General features: G+C 39.6%; 17 protein-coding genes. 9 read left to right on the forward strand and 8 right to left on the reverse strand.

The annotated features are described in order from the left end of the window. Nucleotides 1-106 precede the first annotated feature (106 nt). From R3X28_RS03060 to pbpC, 3 genes are read left to right on the forward strand one after another with little or no spacing between them, the layout of a single operon-like run. Nucleotides 107-463, forward strand: a complete 357-nt coding sequence (locus R3X28_RS03060) for a hypothetical protein (protein ID WP_317662307.1) — start codon at nucleotides 107-109, stop codon at nucleotides 461-463. 57 nt (nucleotides 464-520) lie between these two features. Next, the gene (locus R3X28_RS03065) at nucleotides 521-823 is read left to right on the forward strand and encodes an antibiotic biosynthesis monooxygenase (RefSeq protein ID WP_317662309.1); all 303 of its coding nucleotides are present in this window, start codon (nucleotides 521-523) and stop codon (nucleotides 821-823) included. Continuing rightward, a complete protein-coding gene (gene pbpC / locus R3X28_RS03070) occupies nucleotides 807-3,185 on the forward strand; it encodes a penicillin-binding protein 1C (protein WP_317662311.1) in 2,379 nt (792 codons plus the stop codon). Before R3X28_RS03065 ends, pbpC begins: the two co-directional genes overlap by 17 nt. A 67-nt stretch (nucleotides 3,186-3,252) precedes the next feature. Here the strand turns inward: pbpC and R3X28_RS03075 are convergent, their stop codons facing one another. Both R3X28_RS03075 and R3X28_RS03080 read right to left on the reverse strand, forming a co-directional pair. Then, a complete protein-coding gene (locus R3X28_RS03075) occupies nucleotides 3,253-4,254 on the reverse strand; it encodes an NAD(P)H-dependent glycerol-3-phosphate dehydrogenase (RefSeq protein ID WP_317662314.1) in 1,002 nt (333 codons plus the stop codon). A gap of 185 nt (nucleotides 4,255-4,439) precedes the next feature. Continuing rightward, nucleotides 4,440-5,288: an AraC family transcriptional regulator gene (locus R3X28_RS03080; RefSeq protein WP_317662316.1), complete on the reverse strand. Its 849-nt coding sequence runs from the start codon at nucleotides 5,286-5,288 to the stop codon at nucleotides 4,440-4,442. A 216-nt stretch (nucleotides 5,289-5,504) separates the two neighbouring features. Here R3X28_RS03080 and R3X28_RS03085 point away from each other — a divergent pair, with 216 nt between their 5' ends. Both R3X28_RS03085 and R3X28_RS03090 read left to right on the forward strand, forming a co-directional pair. Continuing rightward, complete coding sequence (locus tag R3X28_RS03085; protein WP_317662318.1) at nucleotides 5,505-6,479, forward strand: phytanoyl-CoA dioxygenase family protein; 975 nt, start codon at nucleotides 5,505-5,507, stop codon at nucleotides 6,477-6,479. Between the two features lie 80 nt (nucleotides 6,480-6,559). Next, nucleotides 6,560-8,137 carry a SulP family inorganic anion transporter gene (locus R3X28_RS03090; RefSeq protein WP_317662319.1) on the forward strand — a complete coding sequence of 526 codons (1,578 nt, stop codon included), beginning with the start codon at nucleotides 6,560-6,562 and terminating at the stop codon, nucleotides 8,135-8,137. Between the two features lie 76 nt (nucleotides 8,138-8,213). Here the strand turns inward: R3X28_RS03090 and R3X28_RS03095 are convergent, their stop codons facing one another. From R3X28_RS03095 to R3X28_RS03105, 3 genes are all read right to left on the reverse strand, one after another. Next, nucleotides 8,214-8,693 (reverse strand): c-type cytochrome, encoded by a 480-nt coding sequence (locus R3X28_RS03095; protein ID WP_154363348.1) that lies wholly within the window; start codon nucleotides 8,691-8,693, stop codon nucleotides 8,214-8,216. A gap of 75 nt (nucleotides 8,694-8,768) precedes the next feature. Continuing rightward, nucleotides 8,769-9,728: a YheT family hydrolase gene (locus tag R3X28_RS03100; RefSeq protein ID WP_317662322.1), complete on the reverse strand. Its 960-nt coding sequence runs from the start codon at nucleotides 9,726-9,728 to the stop codon at nucleotides 8,769-8,771. A gap of 13 nt (nucleotides 9,729-9,741) precedes the next feature. Then, on the reverse strand, nucleotides 9,742-10,716 hold the full coding sequence (locus tag R3X28_RS03105) for a nitronate monooxygenase (RefSeq protein ID WP_317662324.1): 975 nt from the start codon (nucleotides 10,714-10,716) through the stop codon (nucleotides 9,742-9,744). Between the two features lie 119 nt (nucleotides 10,717-10,835). Here R3X28_RS03105 and R3X28_RS03110 point away from each other — a divergent pair, with 119 nt between their 5' ends. Next, nucleotides 10,836-11,312 carry an acyl-CoA thioesterase gene (locus R3X28_RS03110; RefSeq protein WP_317662326.1) on the forward strand — a complete coding sequence of 159 codons (477 nt, stop codon included), beginning with the start codon at nucleotides 10,836-10,838 and terminating at the stop codon, nucleotides 11,310-11,312. Here the strand turns inward: R3X28_RS03110 and R3X28_RS03115 are convergent. Next, nucleotides 11,296-12,189 carry a DMT family transporter gene (locus R3X28_RS03115; protein ID WP_317662328.1) on the reverse strand — a complete coding sequence of 298 codons (894 nt, stop codon included), beginning with the start codon at nucleotides 12,187-12,189 and terminating at the stop codon, nucleotides 11,296-11,298. The genes R3X28_RS03110 and R3X28_RS03115 overlap by 17 nt on opposite strands. Then, nucleotides 12,186-12,539: an arsenate reductase family protein gene (locus R3X28_RS03120; RefSeq protein WP_317662330.1), complete on the reverse strand. Its 354-nt coding sequence runs from the start codon at nucleotides 12,537-12,539 to the stop codon at nucleotides 12,186-12,188. The genes R3X28_RS03115 and R3X28_RS03120 overlap by 4 nt, the downstream gene beginning before the upstream one ends. Before the next feature lie 96 nt (nucleotides 12,540-12,635). On the opposite strand from R3X28_RS03120, the gene R3X28_RS03125 reads away from it, so the two are divergent. Beyond that, complete coding sequence (locus R3X28_RS03125; RefSeq protein ID WP_317662332.1) at nucleotides 12,636-13,103, forward strand: DinB family protein; 468 nt, start codon at nucleotides 12,636-12,638, stop codon at nucleotides 13,101-13,103. A gap of 2 nt (nucleotides 13,104-13,105) precedes the next feature. On the opposite strand, the gene R3X28_RS03130 is transcribed toward R3X28_RS03125, so the two are convergent. Further along, entirely contained in the window at nucleotides 13,106-13,849 is a 744-nt protein-coding gene (locus R3X28_RS03130; protein ID WP_317662334.1) for a DUF3298 and DUF4163 domain-containing protein, read from the reverse strand. Between the two features lie 88 nt (nucleotides 13,850-13,937). Between R3X28_RS03130 and R3X28_RS03135 the strand changes: the two genes are divergently transcribed. Beyond that, nucleotides 13,938-15,092, forward strand: a complete 1,155-nt coding sequence (locus tag R3X28_RS03135; protein ID WP_317662335.1) for a cystathionine gamma-synthase — start codon at nucleotides 13,938-13,940, stop codon at nucleotides 15,090-15,092. 190 nt (nucleotides 15,093-15,282) lie between these two features. Continuing rightward, nucleotides 15,283-16,626: an NADP-specific glutamate dehydrogenase gene (gene gdhA / locus R3X28_RS03140; RefSeq protein ID WP_317662336.1), complete on the forward strand. Its 1,344-nt coding sequence runs from the start codon at nucleotides 15,283-15,285 to the stop codon at nucleotides 16,624-16,626. The last annotated feature ends 9 nt before the right edge of the window (nucleotides 16,627-16,635 follow it).

A 16,635-nucleotide genomic window follows, 5' to 3' on the forward strand; every position in this document is an offset into this window, starting at 1 on the left:
GGATTTAATACAACACTGTGCTTTAATAGTTCTTTTAAAAACCAAAACACGTTCCATAAACAAATATAAAACATTGATTTGTACCTTTGAGGCTGAAAACAGATCTATGTCAAGAGACCTTCAATTAAAAGAACGCTGGGAGCAGTTGGTACAGAAACTATCGGTACAATTTGCCGATGGGGACACTATGGAGTTGGATGCCATTATTTATTTGGTCGGGGTTCAAGAATTGGGACAGATCCATAATACGTTCAAGAAAGACGAAAAATTGAATCTGATGCACATTGCCATCTGTCGATTATTGGAACCTTATGGGTATTACGAGTTCGAATATTTTGATGAAGATGGATGGCCCCATTATGCCATTAAAGAGGAATTACCTGCATTAAAGGCAGGAGAACAATCCGTTCTTATGAAAGAAGCGATAGTTGCCTATTTTTTAGAGAAGGAGTATATCATTTAATGGCTTTGGCCGGTATTGCCTAAAAGGAATAATCCGTAAACAGTAAGCAAACATATTATGCAACCACCTTATTATGCTGTGATTTTTACGAATAAAAGAACGGAAGGCGAAAATGGGTATGCAGAAATGGCCCAAAAAATGGAAGACCTTGCAAGGAAGCAAACGGGTTTTTTAGGTTTTGAAAGTGCCCGTGATGAAATAGGTATTTCCGTGAGCTATTGGGAGAGCTTAGAGGATATATTAAAGTGGAAAACAAATACCGAACATTTATTCGCCCAGAAAAAAGGGAAATCCGATTGGTATGCCTGGTATAAGGTTAGAATTTGCTTTGTAGAGCGGGAATATGGGTTCAATATTTAAATTTTTATCCAAGGCAAGGAATATATCTACGAAGATTATTACCGAAAATCCCAAGAAATCCATGCTTCTATTGGTTCTTCTTGTGGCATATTACTTCTGTTTGCCCAAAAAACTGTTTGAACATCCTACGGCCACTGTTGTGGAAAGTAATGAGGGAAAGCTTTTGGGAGCATTGATTGCCGAAGATGGGCAATGGAGATTCCCTGAAGTTGACAGTGTTCCCCTAAAGTTCAAAACTTGTATCACCCAGTTTGAGGACGCCTATTTTTATAAGCACCCGGGTTTTAATCCCATTTCCATGTTCAAGGCGATCGGATCTAATTTAAAAGCAGGAAAAACGGTTCGGGGCGGAAGTACATTGACACAACAGGTCATTCGCTTATCCAGAAATGGTAAAAAACGTACTTATTGGGAAAAGGCAATTGAATTGATTCTTGCTACCCGACTGGAATTTAGGTATTCCAAAGAGGAAATATTGAAACTCTATGCAAGTTATGCCCCTTTTGGTGGTAATGTGGTGGGTTTGGATGTTGCCGCTTGGCGTTTCTTTGGTTTACAAGCTCATCAATTATCATGGGCCGAATCTGCAACCTTGGCGGTTTTACCCAATGCCCCGAGTTTAATCTACCCTGGGAAAAACCAAGAACGATTACTTAAGAAAAGAAATCGATTACTACAAAAACTGTTTCAAAAAGGCATCTTGGATAGTACCACATACCAACTTGCCCTATTGGAGAAATTACCCCAAAAGCCTTATCATTTACCGAAAATAGCACCACATCTGTTGCAATACTTAGCGAAGAACCATAAAGGGGAACGTATAGCATCGACCATAGATGCGAATCTACAGGTAAATGCAAATTCCATTTTAAAAAAGCACTATCAAAACCTAAAACAAAATCAAGTTCATAATGCGGCCATTTTGGTAATGGATGTGCATTCGAGAAAGGTTTTGGCCTATGTTGGCAACACACCAACAGATAACCATCACCAAAAAGATGTAGATATGGTCCAGGCCAACAGAAGCACTGGGAGTACTATAAAACCATTGTTATATGCCGCCATGTTGGATGCCGGTGAACTTTTGCCTGGAATGTTGGTCCCCGATGTGCCCACTCAAATTTCGGGTTACACACCGGAGAATTATAATGAGGATTATAGCGGTGCGGTTGAGGCCAAAAAAGCGTTGGCACGTTCATTGAATATCCCCGCAGTTCGTTTATTACAAAAATATGGACTCCAGAAATTCCGGGACCAATTGAACTTTTTTAACCTTAAGGGTGTTGATAAGCCTGCCGATTATTATGGTCTTACCTTAATTTTAGGAGGGGCAGAGAGCAGTCTTTGGGATCTTTGTAAAACGTATGCGTCAATGGCCTCGACCATAAATCACTTCAATGAGACTTCGAGTGAGTATTATGATAAGGAATTTTCCGAACCGATTATTTTGGAAGAAAAACAAATAGATTTTGGTGATAAATCTTTAGAAAAGACTATTTTTGATGCAGGTAGCATATACCTCACGTTTGAGGCTATGAAAGAGGTAAACCGTCCTGAAGGCCAAGAGTCGTGGGAGTTTTACGATAGTAGTAAGGAAATTGCATGGAAAACAGGAACAAGTTTTGGAAATAAAGATGCTTGGGCCGTGGGCATTACAAAGGATTATGTGGTTGGCATTTGGGTGGGTAATGCCGATGGGGAAGGTAGGCCCAATGTAACAGGTGTATCAAGCGCGGCACCTATACTTTTTGATGTATTCGACGTACTTCCGAAATCTGTCTGGTTCCAAAAGCCTTTAGATGAGTTTGTTGAGGTAGAAGTTTGCCGAAACAGTGGTTTTTTGGCAACTAATATTTGTCCTACGAAGACAATTACCATTCCTAGAAAGAACAATTATGTAAAGGCATGTCATTACCACAGGAATATTCTTTTAGATCAAAACAAACAATTTCGGGTGAATTCTTCTTGTGTAAATGTAGCCGAAGCACATAATGAATCTTGGTTCGTACTTCCTCCTTTGATGGAGTTTTATTATAAAAAAAACCATCCTACCTACCGCCCATTACCTCCTTTTAGGGAAGATTGTAAAAATGCACTAGAGCCTTCAATGGAATTCATTTATCCTAAAAACAATAGTAGAATCGGCTTAACCAAGAACTTTGAAGGGCACTTGAACGAGTTGGTGCTGAAAATTGCCCATACGAAGCCTAGGTCCCGGGTTTTTTGGTATTTGGATGAAAAGTATTTGGGACAGACAACGAACTTTCATGAAATGGGAATTTTACCCCTAAAGGGAAAACATAGGATAACTGCTGTCGATGAAGTAGGTAATGAGACTATGGTAAACATTCAAATCGAGTAAATCTGCGGTGTAATCAAAGGATAATCAAGATATTGTGAACCTAGGTTTCAGGAAAGCAACGATTTGATCAGTCAATTTTATTGGTTAATTCCGCGAAAGTTTTCCTTGCATTTTTATTCAAATAAAGTACATCGTAAACCGCATTGATTATCGGTGTTTGTACCTTACTTTTAAAACCCGATTTTAGCTCATAGGCACTTTTCGTGGCATAGTACCCTTCGGCAACCATACTCATTTCCATCATGGCACTTTTAACGGTATAGCCTTTTCCGATCATGTTTCCGAACATGCGGTTACGGCTGAATGTAGAATAACCTGTAACCAAAAGATCACCCAAATAAGCGGAGTTGTTAATGTTGCGTTTCATTTTGTGTACACGTTTTATATAACGCTTCATTTCACGAATGCTATTACTCATGAGTACACTTTGAAAGTTGTCACCGTAACCCAATCCATGGAATATACCTGCTGCAATGGCATAAATATTCTTTAACATCGCCGCATATTCGGTGCCGATGATATCATCAGAGATCTTGGTTTTTATATAGTCACTTTTTAAGGAGTTTGCGACCAACTCGGCTTTTGCTTTATCACCACTGGCAATGGTAAGATATGAAAGTCGTTCCAAAGCGACTTCTTCTGCGTGACAAGGACCGGTGATAACCCCGATATTCTCAAAAGGTATTTTAAAGATATCATGAAAATGCTCGCCTACGATCAAACCGGTTTCGGGTACAATACCTTTAATAGCGGAAAAAATGATTTTATCCTCAAGTGAGGTAGTCAGCTTTTTTAGTTCCGAAGCAAGAAATGCAGAAGGGATGGCAAAGATTAATATGTCGTTGTTTTTAACGGCAGAGTCAATATCAGCCGTTAATACCAATTGATTCAAATTGAATTCAACTGAACTTAGATAATTGGGGTTGTGTTTTTGTGTTCGTATGTGGTCTATGGCATCTTCATTGCGCATATACCAAGTGATTTTCTGCAGGTTTTCGGTAAGCATTTTAACAATGGCCGTTGCCCAGCTTCCTCCTCCTAAAACTGCAAATCTTAAATTTTTATCCATTGGAAAGCTTTAATAGAGGTCAAATGTAAATAAATTTAGTTGAGGGCTAGGAATTGATTTATTTAAATAAATGATAAAAAAACCACTGTATTCGGCAAAAGGAAACCTAAAACCATGTTGTGACCATTAAATGAACTGACCCTACTTATTATTCGAAAAGTTAGCGAGAAGGGTTTCAAAATATCTTAATTTTTCAAATATCTTTTTTTGAAATCTGACGGATTCTCATCGGTAATCTTCCTAAACGTTCGGTTGAAATAGGACAGACTTTCAAATCCGCAGGCATAGCAGGCTTCAGTGATATTCTTGCCGGATAAAAGTAATCGCTTTGCCTGACTGATGCGATATTGGTTCAAAAAACCAATGAAGGTACTTCCCGTAGCCTTTTTAAAATATCGACAAAATGCGGGCTTGGTCAGGTTGCATAATTGGGCAACTTCATCAACTGATATTTTTTCCTGATAGCGCTCATCTATCAATGCGTAGATCGCACGAATACGTTCCTGTTCTTTTTTATTGTATTTATTTACAAAAGGTTTTTTATGTAATAGCTCAAATTCTTTGCTTTGAGAAAGTAGTTTTAGAATGTTGATGACCCGCATGAAAAAATCAAAATGGGATAAGGTGTAGAGCGTTTTTAAAAGTTCGCCTACTTCCTTTTTAGTGTTTCCGAAAAAAGCAATGCCATACTTGGATAATTCCAAGAGGTGTTCCAAAGATTGTAGTTCAGGGGTTTTTTGGATAAAATCTGTCTTGAAATAAGGTTTAATATGTAACACCTCCTTTTGGTAGTTAGTGGTTACGCCATGGTCAAAATTTAAATGGGGAATATTGGAGCCGATGAGAACCAAATCACTTTCCTTATAACTGGAAATATGGTTTCCTACATGTCTGGTTGCACTTGCCCCTTCAATATAGACCAACTCGAATTCTGGATGAAAATGCCAATAGAACAAGTCGCTCAGTTTGGGATCGTGCAGAAGACGAAAGGGACTTTTGGATTGCTGATCAAAGGTTTCTAATTGAATTTTCATACGTTAATGAAACAAAATTATCCCGCAAAGGATAAAAAAATATTAATAATATCAATATAGTTCAAAAACATATCAATATCAAGGTAGAATGGCACATATGGTATTTATAGTTTTAAACTATGGAAAACAATGCCGATGATCAATTCATCTATAGAAATAAGGTGTTCTTAAAAGTACATCAGATGCATTATTAGTAAATAAATTAAGTTAGAACCTATGGGAAAGAATAAGATAGATATGGGAATGGCCAATATGGGCCATAAGGATATTCCAGGAAATCCATCAACGGCAACTACCAGTAGTTCAAAATTGAACGACCGTTCCAATGGAAAATCATTGAAGGTGCTAAGTGGAACCGATTGGGATTTTTGGAAGCATAATGGCTATATCATAATCAAGAATGCCGTGCCTCAAGAGCAAGTGCTTAAAACAGCGAATTTTCTATGGGAATTCGAGGAAAAGGATCCAGATGATAGGGAGACTTGGTATGCCCCGCCACGAGCTGAAATGAAGATGAAAGAATTGACCGGTACTGGAATGGTAGAAGTTTACAACCATCAATATTTATGGGATAATAGGCAAATGCCTAGGGTTTATGATGCGTTTGTTGATATTTGGGGCACCGAGAAACTTTGGGTTACCATTGATCGGGCAAATTTAAATTTCCCCAATAGACCGGGACATGAACAGCAAGGTTTTATTCATTGGGATTATGATCCAGAGACCCGGCCACAAAATGTCCAAGGCGTTTTGGCTCTTGCTGACCAAACCGATGAGGAAATGGGTGGTTTTCAATGTATTCCATGGCTTTACAGGAATTATGATTCTTGGAAATCAACTCAACCCGAAGACCGTGATCATTTCCAACCCAATATCGAAGGACTTGAGGATAAAATCGTAAAAGTAAAATTGAAAGCAGGCGATTTATTGATATTCAACAGTACCCAACCCCATGGTATTCGTCCGAACAAATCAAAAAACAAGGTTCGTGTGGCCCAGTATATTTCAATGATGCCTGCAGAGGAAAATGATGACCGATTAAGGCAATGGCGGATCAATTCTTGGAAGAATAGAATTGCTCCTGAAGGCTATGCTTTTCCTGGTGACCCTCGAAATTGGGAGCAAAATAAATACGAAACTGCCAAATTATCAGCTCTTGGGGAGAAATTGTTGGGATTAAGACCATGGTAAGTTGTCAATTCTTTAATAATCTGAGGATATAAGGACAAACCAACAATAAATACTATTTTTGCGCCCTTAAATTGCTGGGTATGAAGAAGTATTTGAATATTTTTGATTTTAAACAAAAAGTAGATTACAAGACAGAGGTGTTATCCGGTCTTACCGTAGCCTTGGCTTTGGTGCCAGAAGCCATTGCCTTTGCTTTGATTCCTGGGTTTTCGCCTTTAACAGGTTTATATGCAGCATTCGTTTTGGCTCTGGTCACTTCTATTTTTGGAGGTAGGCCGGGAATGATATCAGGTGCAACCGGGGCTGTGGCCGTTGTTTTTGTTGGCTTGATCTTGGAGCTTAAGAATACTTTTCCAGGCATAGAACCTGAGACCATTCTGCATTATGTCTTCGCAACTGTTATTTTAGCTGGAGTTTTACAGGTAGTGGCCGGATTTTTACGTTTGGGTAAATTTATTCGATTGGTGCCCCATCCTGTTATGTTCGGTTTCGTAAACGGACTGGCAATTATCATATTTATGGCCCAGTTTCCGAATTTTTACCAAAAAGGAACCGATGAACTATTGACAGGTGCTCCTATGTACACTATGTTGGGGCTAACCTTGTTGACCATGTTGATTATATGGGGATTTCCAAAGCTTACCAAAGCTATTCCGTCTTCTTTATTGGCTATAGTCGTCGTTTCGGCCATTGTTATAGGATTTGGGGTAGATACCCTTACCGTTGCGGATACCATGAAAGAAGGTCAGTCGATTCAAGGTGGTTTTCCACCATTGTCAATTCCTGAAATTCCCGTCACGCTGCAATCCCTCAAAATCATATTCCCATTTGCATTGATAGTTGCCGTTGTTGGTTTAACAGAAAGCTTACTTACCCTGAACATTATAGATGAAATAACCGAAACCCGTGGTAGGGGCAACAAAGAATGTGTAGCCCAAGGAACTGCCAATATACTTTCCGGATTTTTATCGGGAATGGGTGGGTGTGCCATGATCGGGCAGAGCTTGATAAACACGTCTTCGGGTGCTCGTGCCCGTTTGTCCGGGATTACCGCAGCCGTAATGCTATTGGTTTTTATCATGTTCGGATCCAGCCTTATAGAACGTTTGCCTATGGCCGCTTTAGTCGGACTAATGTTCATGGTGGCTATCGGCACTTTTGAATGGGCCAGCTTTAAGACTTTCCGAAAAATGCCGAATTCTGATGTTATCGTAATGGTCTTGGTTACATTGATTACTGCAATTACCCATAATTTGGCTATTGCGGTTTTGTTTGGGGTCATTATTTCGGCCTTGGCCTATTCTTGGGAAAATGCAAAGCGTATTCGTGCTAGAAAATATGTAGATGACAACGGGATAAAGCATTATGAGATTTACGGACCTTTATTTTTCGGATCTACCACCTTGTTCAATGAAAAGTTCGATGTTCAGGGTGATCCTGAAGAAGTGATTATCGATTTTAAGGAAAGTCGAGTTGCCGATATGTCGGGAATAGAGGCCTTGAACAAACTAACGGAACGTTATGCCAAGGCAGGCAAAAAGGTGCATTTAAAGCATTTAAGTAAGGACTGTATATTGCTTTTGAAAAATGCCGAGGATATCATTGATGTGAACGTACTGGAAGATCCAACATATAAGGTTGCCGTTGATGAATTATAATGAATACTATTGTAGTATTCAAAAAAAAGCTGTTATCCATCTATCAATGGATAACAGCATTCTATCTTTTATTGAATTAAAGTGTTCGCAAGTACTCGGCAATGGCTCTTGCGTCTTCCTTACTTAGGTTCTGGTTTAACATTACCGCATTATTGTATTCTTTCAATAGAGCTTTGGCAATAGGGTCTTCCTTAAGCATACCATCAGGGTTCAATATCATGTTCATTACCCATTCCGGACTTCTTCTATCATAAACTCCTTTTAGGGCAGGGCCTATCATTCGTTGTTCCGCCATATGGCAGGCAACGCAAATGGTCGAATAGGTTTTTTCCCCTTTGGCAGCCATCTCTTTATCGATTTTAGCTCCGAAATCCACCGAGGTAATTGGCCCTACCCCTTTGTTATTTAGGTCAACAGGAACTTCCTCAACGGTTTTTTCTGCTTTAACTTCTTTTTTTGTGCGGTTCATTTCAAAACCACCCTTCTTTTCTTCTTTTTTTTCGCCACAACTTATGATAAGGCTTACAATGGCCAAGACAGCAAGTGTTTTTTTCATGTTTTGGATTTTATGCCGCTGGTACTTCAGCATCTGTTAGTTTTAACCTACTAAGATAATAATTAGAACCTTTGCTTATACCTCTTCAAAGAACTTTAATGCCCTTTTTTCGGTATAGGTAATATTCTTATTTCCATAAAACCCCACATGTCCGCCAGAGGATGGAATTTCCAAAAGAACGGAACTGTTTTCTTCTGCTTCTTTGTACGGATAACATTCAGGGCCCAAAAATGAATCGTTCCGTGCGTTTATGATGAGTGAAGGAAGGGTTATGTGTGGCAAGAACTGCAAGCAACTACTTTTTTTATAATAGTCCATGGCATCTTTAAAGCCATGAGCCTTACTGGTGTAGATATCATCAAAATCTTTCAAGGTTATGATATTGGCAATATCGCTATCTGATATTTTAGAAGGGAATAACTGCTGCTTAATGCGCATTTTGGCAACCAAATGTTCTTTAAAACGTTTGGCATAAAGAAAATTTTTAGGTAATAACAATTGTTTTAAAGAGCTATAAAGATCACAAGGAACCGATACGGCGACGACGGCTTTCACCTCCTTTGGGAGTTCCCTATTCTCACCAACATACTTCAATGAAAGGTTTCCGCCCAAACTGAAACCCTTGAGGTAGAGTGAGTCATATGTATTCAAGGATAAAATATGTTCAATAACAGCATCAAGATCTTCCGTTGCGCCCGAATGGTATGAACGATATAGGGTATTTGCGACCCCACTGCACCCCCTGAAATTGATCGCGCATGCATCATATCCATTGGCATTGGCCACTTTTGCGCTTCCCGTAATGTAGGGCCTTTGCGCGCTTCCTTCCAGACCATGCAATAGAATAAGTACTTTTCTACTTGGTGTTTGGGCATAACTCCAATCCAGATCCAGGAAATCCCCATCGGAAAGGGTTATACGTTCCCGTTCTTGATCTACTCCCGATACTTTTCTTACCACCCCGGAATAAATGGTCGAAAAATGGGCATTTTTAAATAAGAATGGCGGATTGTATTCCGATGTAATTGTTGGCATTCCGATTTTAGGGTTATTTAGGGAAAACTTCCAGTACCTTTATTTGTTCTTCTATTGAAGTTTTGAATTCTGTCTTCAGGTTGTTGACCAATGTAGAAACAGGGAGTACATTCTCAATGGTCGCGACCCCTTGTCCGGCAGACCAAATGGTTTTCCATGCTTTTGCCTCGGTATCCATCTCTTTTCCAAAGTCTATTTTTCTATCCTTTTTCAAGTCTTCTTCGGTAATTCCCGCGGCTTTAAGGCTTGCTCCCAAAAAGTTGGCATGAACACCTGAAATAGCTGCGGTATAAACCACATCACTGGCACCGGAGGCTATGATCATTTCTTTATAATCGGCAGTAGCCTTACTCTCTTCTGCATTTATGAAACGTGTTCCCATATAAGCAAGATCGGCCCCCATTTGTAATGCGGAGGCGATATCCCTACCGGAACTTATACAACCTGAAAGTATAATGGTCTTGTCAAAGAATTTTTTGATTTCCGCCACCAAGGTCATTGGGTTAATGGTGCCCGCATGGCCACCCGCACCCGCCGAAACCAAAATGAGTCCGTCTACCCCCGCTTCTGCAGCTTTTTGGGCATGTCTTTTTTTGATAACATCGTGAAAAACGAGTCCACCATAACTATGTATGGCATCGACCACCTGTGAAACGGCCCCGAGGGATGTAATGATCAATGGCACCTTGTGTTTTATACAAAGCTTAATATCGGCTTCCAAACGTGGATTTGTGGGATGCACAATTAAGTTTACCCCGAACGGGGCTGCTTTTTTCCCCGTCTCTTTTTCAAAAGTATCCAATGCGGTCTTGATTTCGACAAGCCATTCCTCAAAACCATCACTTGTTCGTTGGTTCAGGGCCGGGAAGGTACCTACGATTCCGTTTTTACAACATTCAATAACCAATTTTGGTCCGGATATAAGGAACATTGGTGCTGCAATGACAGGAAGTGAAAGGTCTTTGATAAAAGGTGCTTTGGTGCTCATATTTTATGATTTATTGTTTTAAAAGTAGGGATAATTTTTTCGAAATAACATTCGAGGTTTTCCAAAACTATGGTATTTTTGCTTTTCTTATGCGTGCATAATAAAATAATTTTAAATAAATGTTTGTAAAGGAGTTTGAAGTTCGGTGGAGTGATGTGGATGCTAACCGACATTTGGCCAATTCGGCCTATATCAATTTTATGAGCCATACTCGCATGGCTTATTTGTTAGAACTTGGTTTTGGTCATGAGGTTATGGCCAAAAATAAACTTGGTCCTGTGGTTTTTTATGAGCACATGTACTATTTTAAAGAGGTGTTCCCCGGGAAACCCGTAAAGGTCTCTTTAGAGGTTATGGGAATGAGTGAAGATGGTTCGTTCTTTGAGTTTCATCATAATTTTTACGATAGTAAAGGCCGTAATGTGGCCCATTGTGAGATGATGGGGGCATGGATAAGTTTGGAGACAAGACAAATTTGTGCGCTTACCGAGGAACTTTTAGGTCGTTTTCAAGAATTGGAAAGGCCGGAAGGTTATCGCACACTGACCAAGGAAGATACCCGTAAATTTGCCAAAAGGCCTAAAGATTTGGCTTAGTCTTTCTACTAGACAGGTATACCCCGAAAAAAACCAATGCAGCTGATAGGATTTTTACAGCGGTAAGGGCATCCTTACCTACGGCAATGGCAAAGAGAATACCGATTAACGGTTGCACATAAACAAAGGCACTTAGCGTTGATGCTTTTAATTGTGTGAGTGCGAATATGTTGAAGAGGTACGTACAAAATGTGGTCCCGATAATTACAAAAGCAATTCGCCAAACAATATCGAACGGTAAAAGGGACCATTCTATCTCTGTTAATTCGGTGTAGCCGAAAGGCAGACAAATAAGGATTCCTAAGGAGAACAGCCATTTCATAAAGGTGAACGGGTGGTATTTAGAGATCAATATTTTGGCCAATATCAGATAGGTGCCATAGAAAAAGGAATTCATTAGAATCAAAAAATTACCCAAGGGAATGTTCGGGGCATCGTGCCGAAGTTCCGAACCGAACAATATAAGTCCCATTGCACCTAGGAGCCCTACAAATATCCCGAATACTTTTTTTCCTGTAATTTTTTCCTTGATCCAGAGGGCAGATAAGATCAATACGATAATTGGTGTTGTGGTAATTAGTACCGCACTATTTATTGGTGTTGACAGTGACAGCCCTTTAAAGAAAACAAGCATATTAAGACCCATTCCAAAGATGGCGCAAACGACCATTCTTAGGTAATCTTTTTTTGCGATTTTTTCTTTGGGCCCAAAGAACGAAATAATCCAAAATAAGGTTGCGGCACCTATTACCCTAAGCACAACAAATGCATAAGCACCCACATAATTGGGCATAACCCCTTTGGCAATGGTATGGTTAACCCCATAAATTGCGGTAGCACCGATTGCAGCAAGTATAGCTAAGGTTCGTTTATTCAAGGGTGAATGCTTTGCTTAGCTGCTTCAACCACTTTTTTGCTGTTGCCAACAAAGATGTTATCATTGAAAAGAATTACCGGACGTTTTAAAAAAGTATAATGTTCCAGAATCAAATTTTTATAATCGTCTTCGGTCAAGTCTTTTTGGGCCAATCCCCTCTCTTTATAAAGTCGGGCACGTTTACTGAAAAGGGATTCATAACTACCTGACAATGATTTCATTTCCTCCAATTGGGGAATTGTTATAGGTTCTGTTTTGATGTCTTGCAATTGAAATCCATCTAAAGGATCCAATTCTTTCAATATTCTTTTACAGGTATCACAAGTGCTTAGGTAGTATACTTTTTTCATGAAGTTGATGTTGTGTTCCTTAATAAATTGGTTTACAAAGAAACCGAATTCCATCGAATTTTTCTATTTTTATGCACATCACTTAAATTATATCTATTGGAAAGATTATTTAATATTACCCTACAAAACCGGAAAGCACTTTATTCGGTACTTACAAAAACCCCGAAAGAATTATTGTTGAAAATCCCTAATGGTTATCGTAACAATATCTGGTGGAACATTGCCCATGTAGTGGTGACCCAACAACTGTTGGTTTATAAATTAAGTGGGGTTGATATGAAGATCCCGTTGGAATTAGTCGATAAATTCAAAAAGGGATCCGTACCGGATGGGACAGCAACCGATGACGAAATTGATATGATCAAAGGATTTTTGTTCTCAACGATCGAATGGGCGCAAGAAGATTACGAGAATGGGGTCTTCAAAGATTTCGTGGTTTATGAAACAAGTGCTAAAGTAACCCTGAACAATGTTGAAGATGCCATTGCCTTCAATCTGTTTCATGAAGGGTTGCACTTAGGGGTTGTCCTATCGCTTAAAAAAGTGTTGTTGGCCGAAGCCTAGATTTACGATTTGATTTTCGTGGCCAAATAATTTTTCACTTCATTAAAAGGTAAGACCAAGGTTATGGCACCATCGGCGTAGGACGCCACTTCGTATTGGTTGAAAAGCAGTACCAAACCTTCTTGTGTGAACCCTATGTTTTCAGGTAGGTAAAACCTATCTTCCTCGAACATAAAACCGGTACTGTTGATCGGGCCTTCTTGGGGTATTTCTTCCTGTATCCTGAATTTTGTCTCGGCAAAGTGTTCAAAATGTTCTTTATCCTTGAACAATTCCCAACTTTCGATTTCCTCCCCTTTCCTTTTATCGAAATTCAAGAACCTTCGGGTTGTATACCCATGTGCCCCTCCTGTAAAAAGATATGAATTAAGAGCTATGGTAAGCATGTTCTTGTCTTCATAGGAAACGGTTCCTGTAATTTTGGCTTCCCAACGGGTTGTTTCGTCAGGGTATAGTTTCTGAAGTTCATTGTAACCGTTCTTAAATGAACGTATGGCTTCGGAAACGGTAGTCGCTTCAATTTCATCATCATATACCAATAAGGAAATCAGCTCCTCATTCAGTGCCGTATTGATCGTTTCGGACAATTTGGATTCCTCTAAAGGTTTAGGGATTTCAATGTTTATTTTTGGACATTCTTCACAGGCTTCCTCAGAAATAATTTGAGGTTCAAAGACAAGTTTGCCATCGTCTTTACATCCCAATAAAATCAAGATAAAAAGAAAAAAGGAGATTTGGGTTTTCATTTATTTTCAGTGTTTGTCTATCACAAAATTAACGCTTCATTGCAATCTTTGAAAGATAAGTATACTTTTATCCCCTAAAATATGAGGTATGGGCAAGAAAGGCTTAAAATTCAATAGTAAAACCATTCATGGTGGGCAACATCCAGATAAGGCTTATGGTGCTGTAATGACTCCGATATACCAAACTTCTACTTTTGCGCAGACAACTCCGGGAGGGCATAAAGGTTTTGAGTATTCCCGTAGTGCAAATCCAACGCGTACTGCTTTGGAGAATGCTTTGGCAAGTATTGAAAATGGTACGTACGGCCTGGCATTTGGCAGCGGGTTGGCAGCTATAGACGCGGTCATTAAACTATTCGCCCCTGGGGATGAGGTAGTATGTACAAGTGATATCTATGGAGGTAGTTATCGCCTGTTTAAACGTGTTTTCGAGAAGTATGGTATTGTTTTTCATTTTGTAGATATGCAGGACCCAAAAAATTTAGAGGGCCATATCAATAAAAACACGAAATTGATTTGGGTAGAGACCCCGACCAATCCCATGATGAATATTGTTGATATAAAAGGTGTCGCAAGTATTGCCAAAAAACACAAAGTACTTTTGGCTGTTGATAATACCTTTGCGACCCCTTATCTGCAACAACCGTTGGATTTAGGTGCGGATATCGTAATGCATTCGGCGACCAAGTATTTAGGAGGTCACAGTGATGTAATTGTTGGTGGATTGGTGGTAAAGGACAAAGCATTGGCAGATCAACTGCATTTTATACAAAATGCAAGTGGGGCGGTTTGCGGGCCAATGGATAGCTTTTTAGTATTGAGGGGCATAAAGACACTGCACGTAAGAATGCAGAGACATTGTGAAAACGGAGAGGCAATAGCGAATTATTTGGCTAACCACCCTAAAATAGAACATGTTTATTGGCCGGGATTCGAAAACCATCCTAACCATGCTATCTCCAGGGAACAAATGAAAGGTTTCGGTGGCATGATCTCTTTTATTCCAAAAAATGGTGGACTTAAAGAAGCGATTGGCATTGTGGAAAAATTAGAGCTTTTTACCTTGGCCGAATCATTGGGAGGGGTAGAGAGCCTTGTTGGTCATCCGGCCAGTATGTCCCATGCCGGTATCCCCAAGGAGGAGCGTGAAAAAAGCGGAGTACTCGATTCATTGATCAGATTAAGTGTGGGTATAGAAGATAAAGAGGACCTAATAGCCGATTTAGACCAAGCATTGATGTAATGTATCGGCATGTTTTGAGACAAATTTCGGAAGTTTTACTACACGATTGATTACGTATTGCATAATTAGACTGCGGTAATTCGAAATATAATTACAGTATTTTTAAAAAAACAAGTCATAAATTATAGGAATATTATAATTTTGACGTTATATTTTAAATTCATCAAAAACTAAAAGCATTAAATAATATATGGAGGCAAAAATCAAAGCATTCATGGATGAGGTTAAGACCCGAAACGGTCATGAGCCCGAGTTTATACAAGCAGTTCAAGAAGTAGCGGAAACAGTAATTCCCTACATTGCCAGCAATGAAATATATAATGGCAAGAACATTCTCCTAAGAATGGTAGAACCTGAACGATTGATTTCTTTCAGGGTTGCTTGGGTAGATGATAAAGGTGAAATACATGTGAACCGCGGATACCGTATTCAAATGAACTCCGCAATCGGACCTTATAAAGGCGGGTTGCGCTTTCATCCTTCAGTAAATGCGAGTATTCTTAAGTTTTTGGCCTTTGAACAGGTATTCAAAAACAGTTTAACAACCTTGCCAATGGGCGGGGGTAAAGGTGGCTCCGATTTTGACCCAAAAGGAAAATCAGATGATGAGGTAATGCGTTTTTGTCACGCTTTTATGTCCGAATTATGCCGTCATATAGGTCCAAATACCGATGTGCCAGCAGGTGATATCGGGGTAGGCGCTAGAGAAATTGGATTCCTCTTCGGTAAGTACAAAAAAATAAGAAACGAGTTTACAGGTGTCTTAACAGGAAAAGGCCTTTCTTGGGGAGGTTCAAAAATTAGACCCGAAGCAACGGGTTATGGTACGGTTTACTTTGCCCAAAGTATGTTGAAAACCAAGAAAGACGATGTTAAAGGTAAAACCGTGGTTATTTCCGGTTCAGGAAATGTAGCCCAATTTGCTGCGGAAAAGGTAATACAACTTGGGGGCAAGGTTGTAACCATGTCAGATTCCAGCGGATTCATTTATGATAAGGATGGTATCAATGAAGAAAAGTTGGCTTTTATAATGGATCTAAAGAACAACAAACGTGGCCGTATTTCTGAATATGCAGACAAATATTCTTCAGCCACCTTCCATAAGGGAGAAAAGCCATGGGGTGTTAAATGTGAGATCGCATTACCATGTGCTACCCAGAACGAATTGAACCTTGATCACGCGAAAGAACTTATGAAGAATGGCTGTATCTGTGTTGCGGAAGGTGCAAATATGCCTTCTACCGCGGAAGCCATTCATGCATTCCATGATGCCAAGTTGCTTTTTGCACCGGGTAAGGCTTCAAATGCAGGAGGTGTTGCCACTTCCGGTTTGGAAATGTCCCAGAATTCATTGCGTATCAGTTGGACAAGGGAAGAAGTTGATGAACGTTTAAAAGGAATTATGGAAGATATTCATGATTCTTGTATCGAATTCGGTAAAGAAGAAGATGGATATTGTAATTATGTAAAAGGGGCGAATATCGCGGGCTTTGTAAAAGTAGCCGACGCAATGCTGGCCCAAGGGGTTATTTAATTGATCTAT

The sequence above is a fragment of the Maribacter sp. TH_r10 genome, assembly GCF_033101095.1.
GTDB lineage: Bacteria > Bacteroidota > Bacteroidia > Flavobacteriales > Flavobacteriaceae > Maribacter_A > Maribacter_A luteus.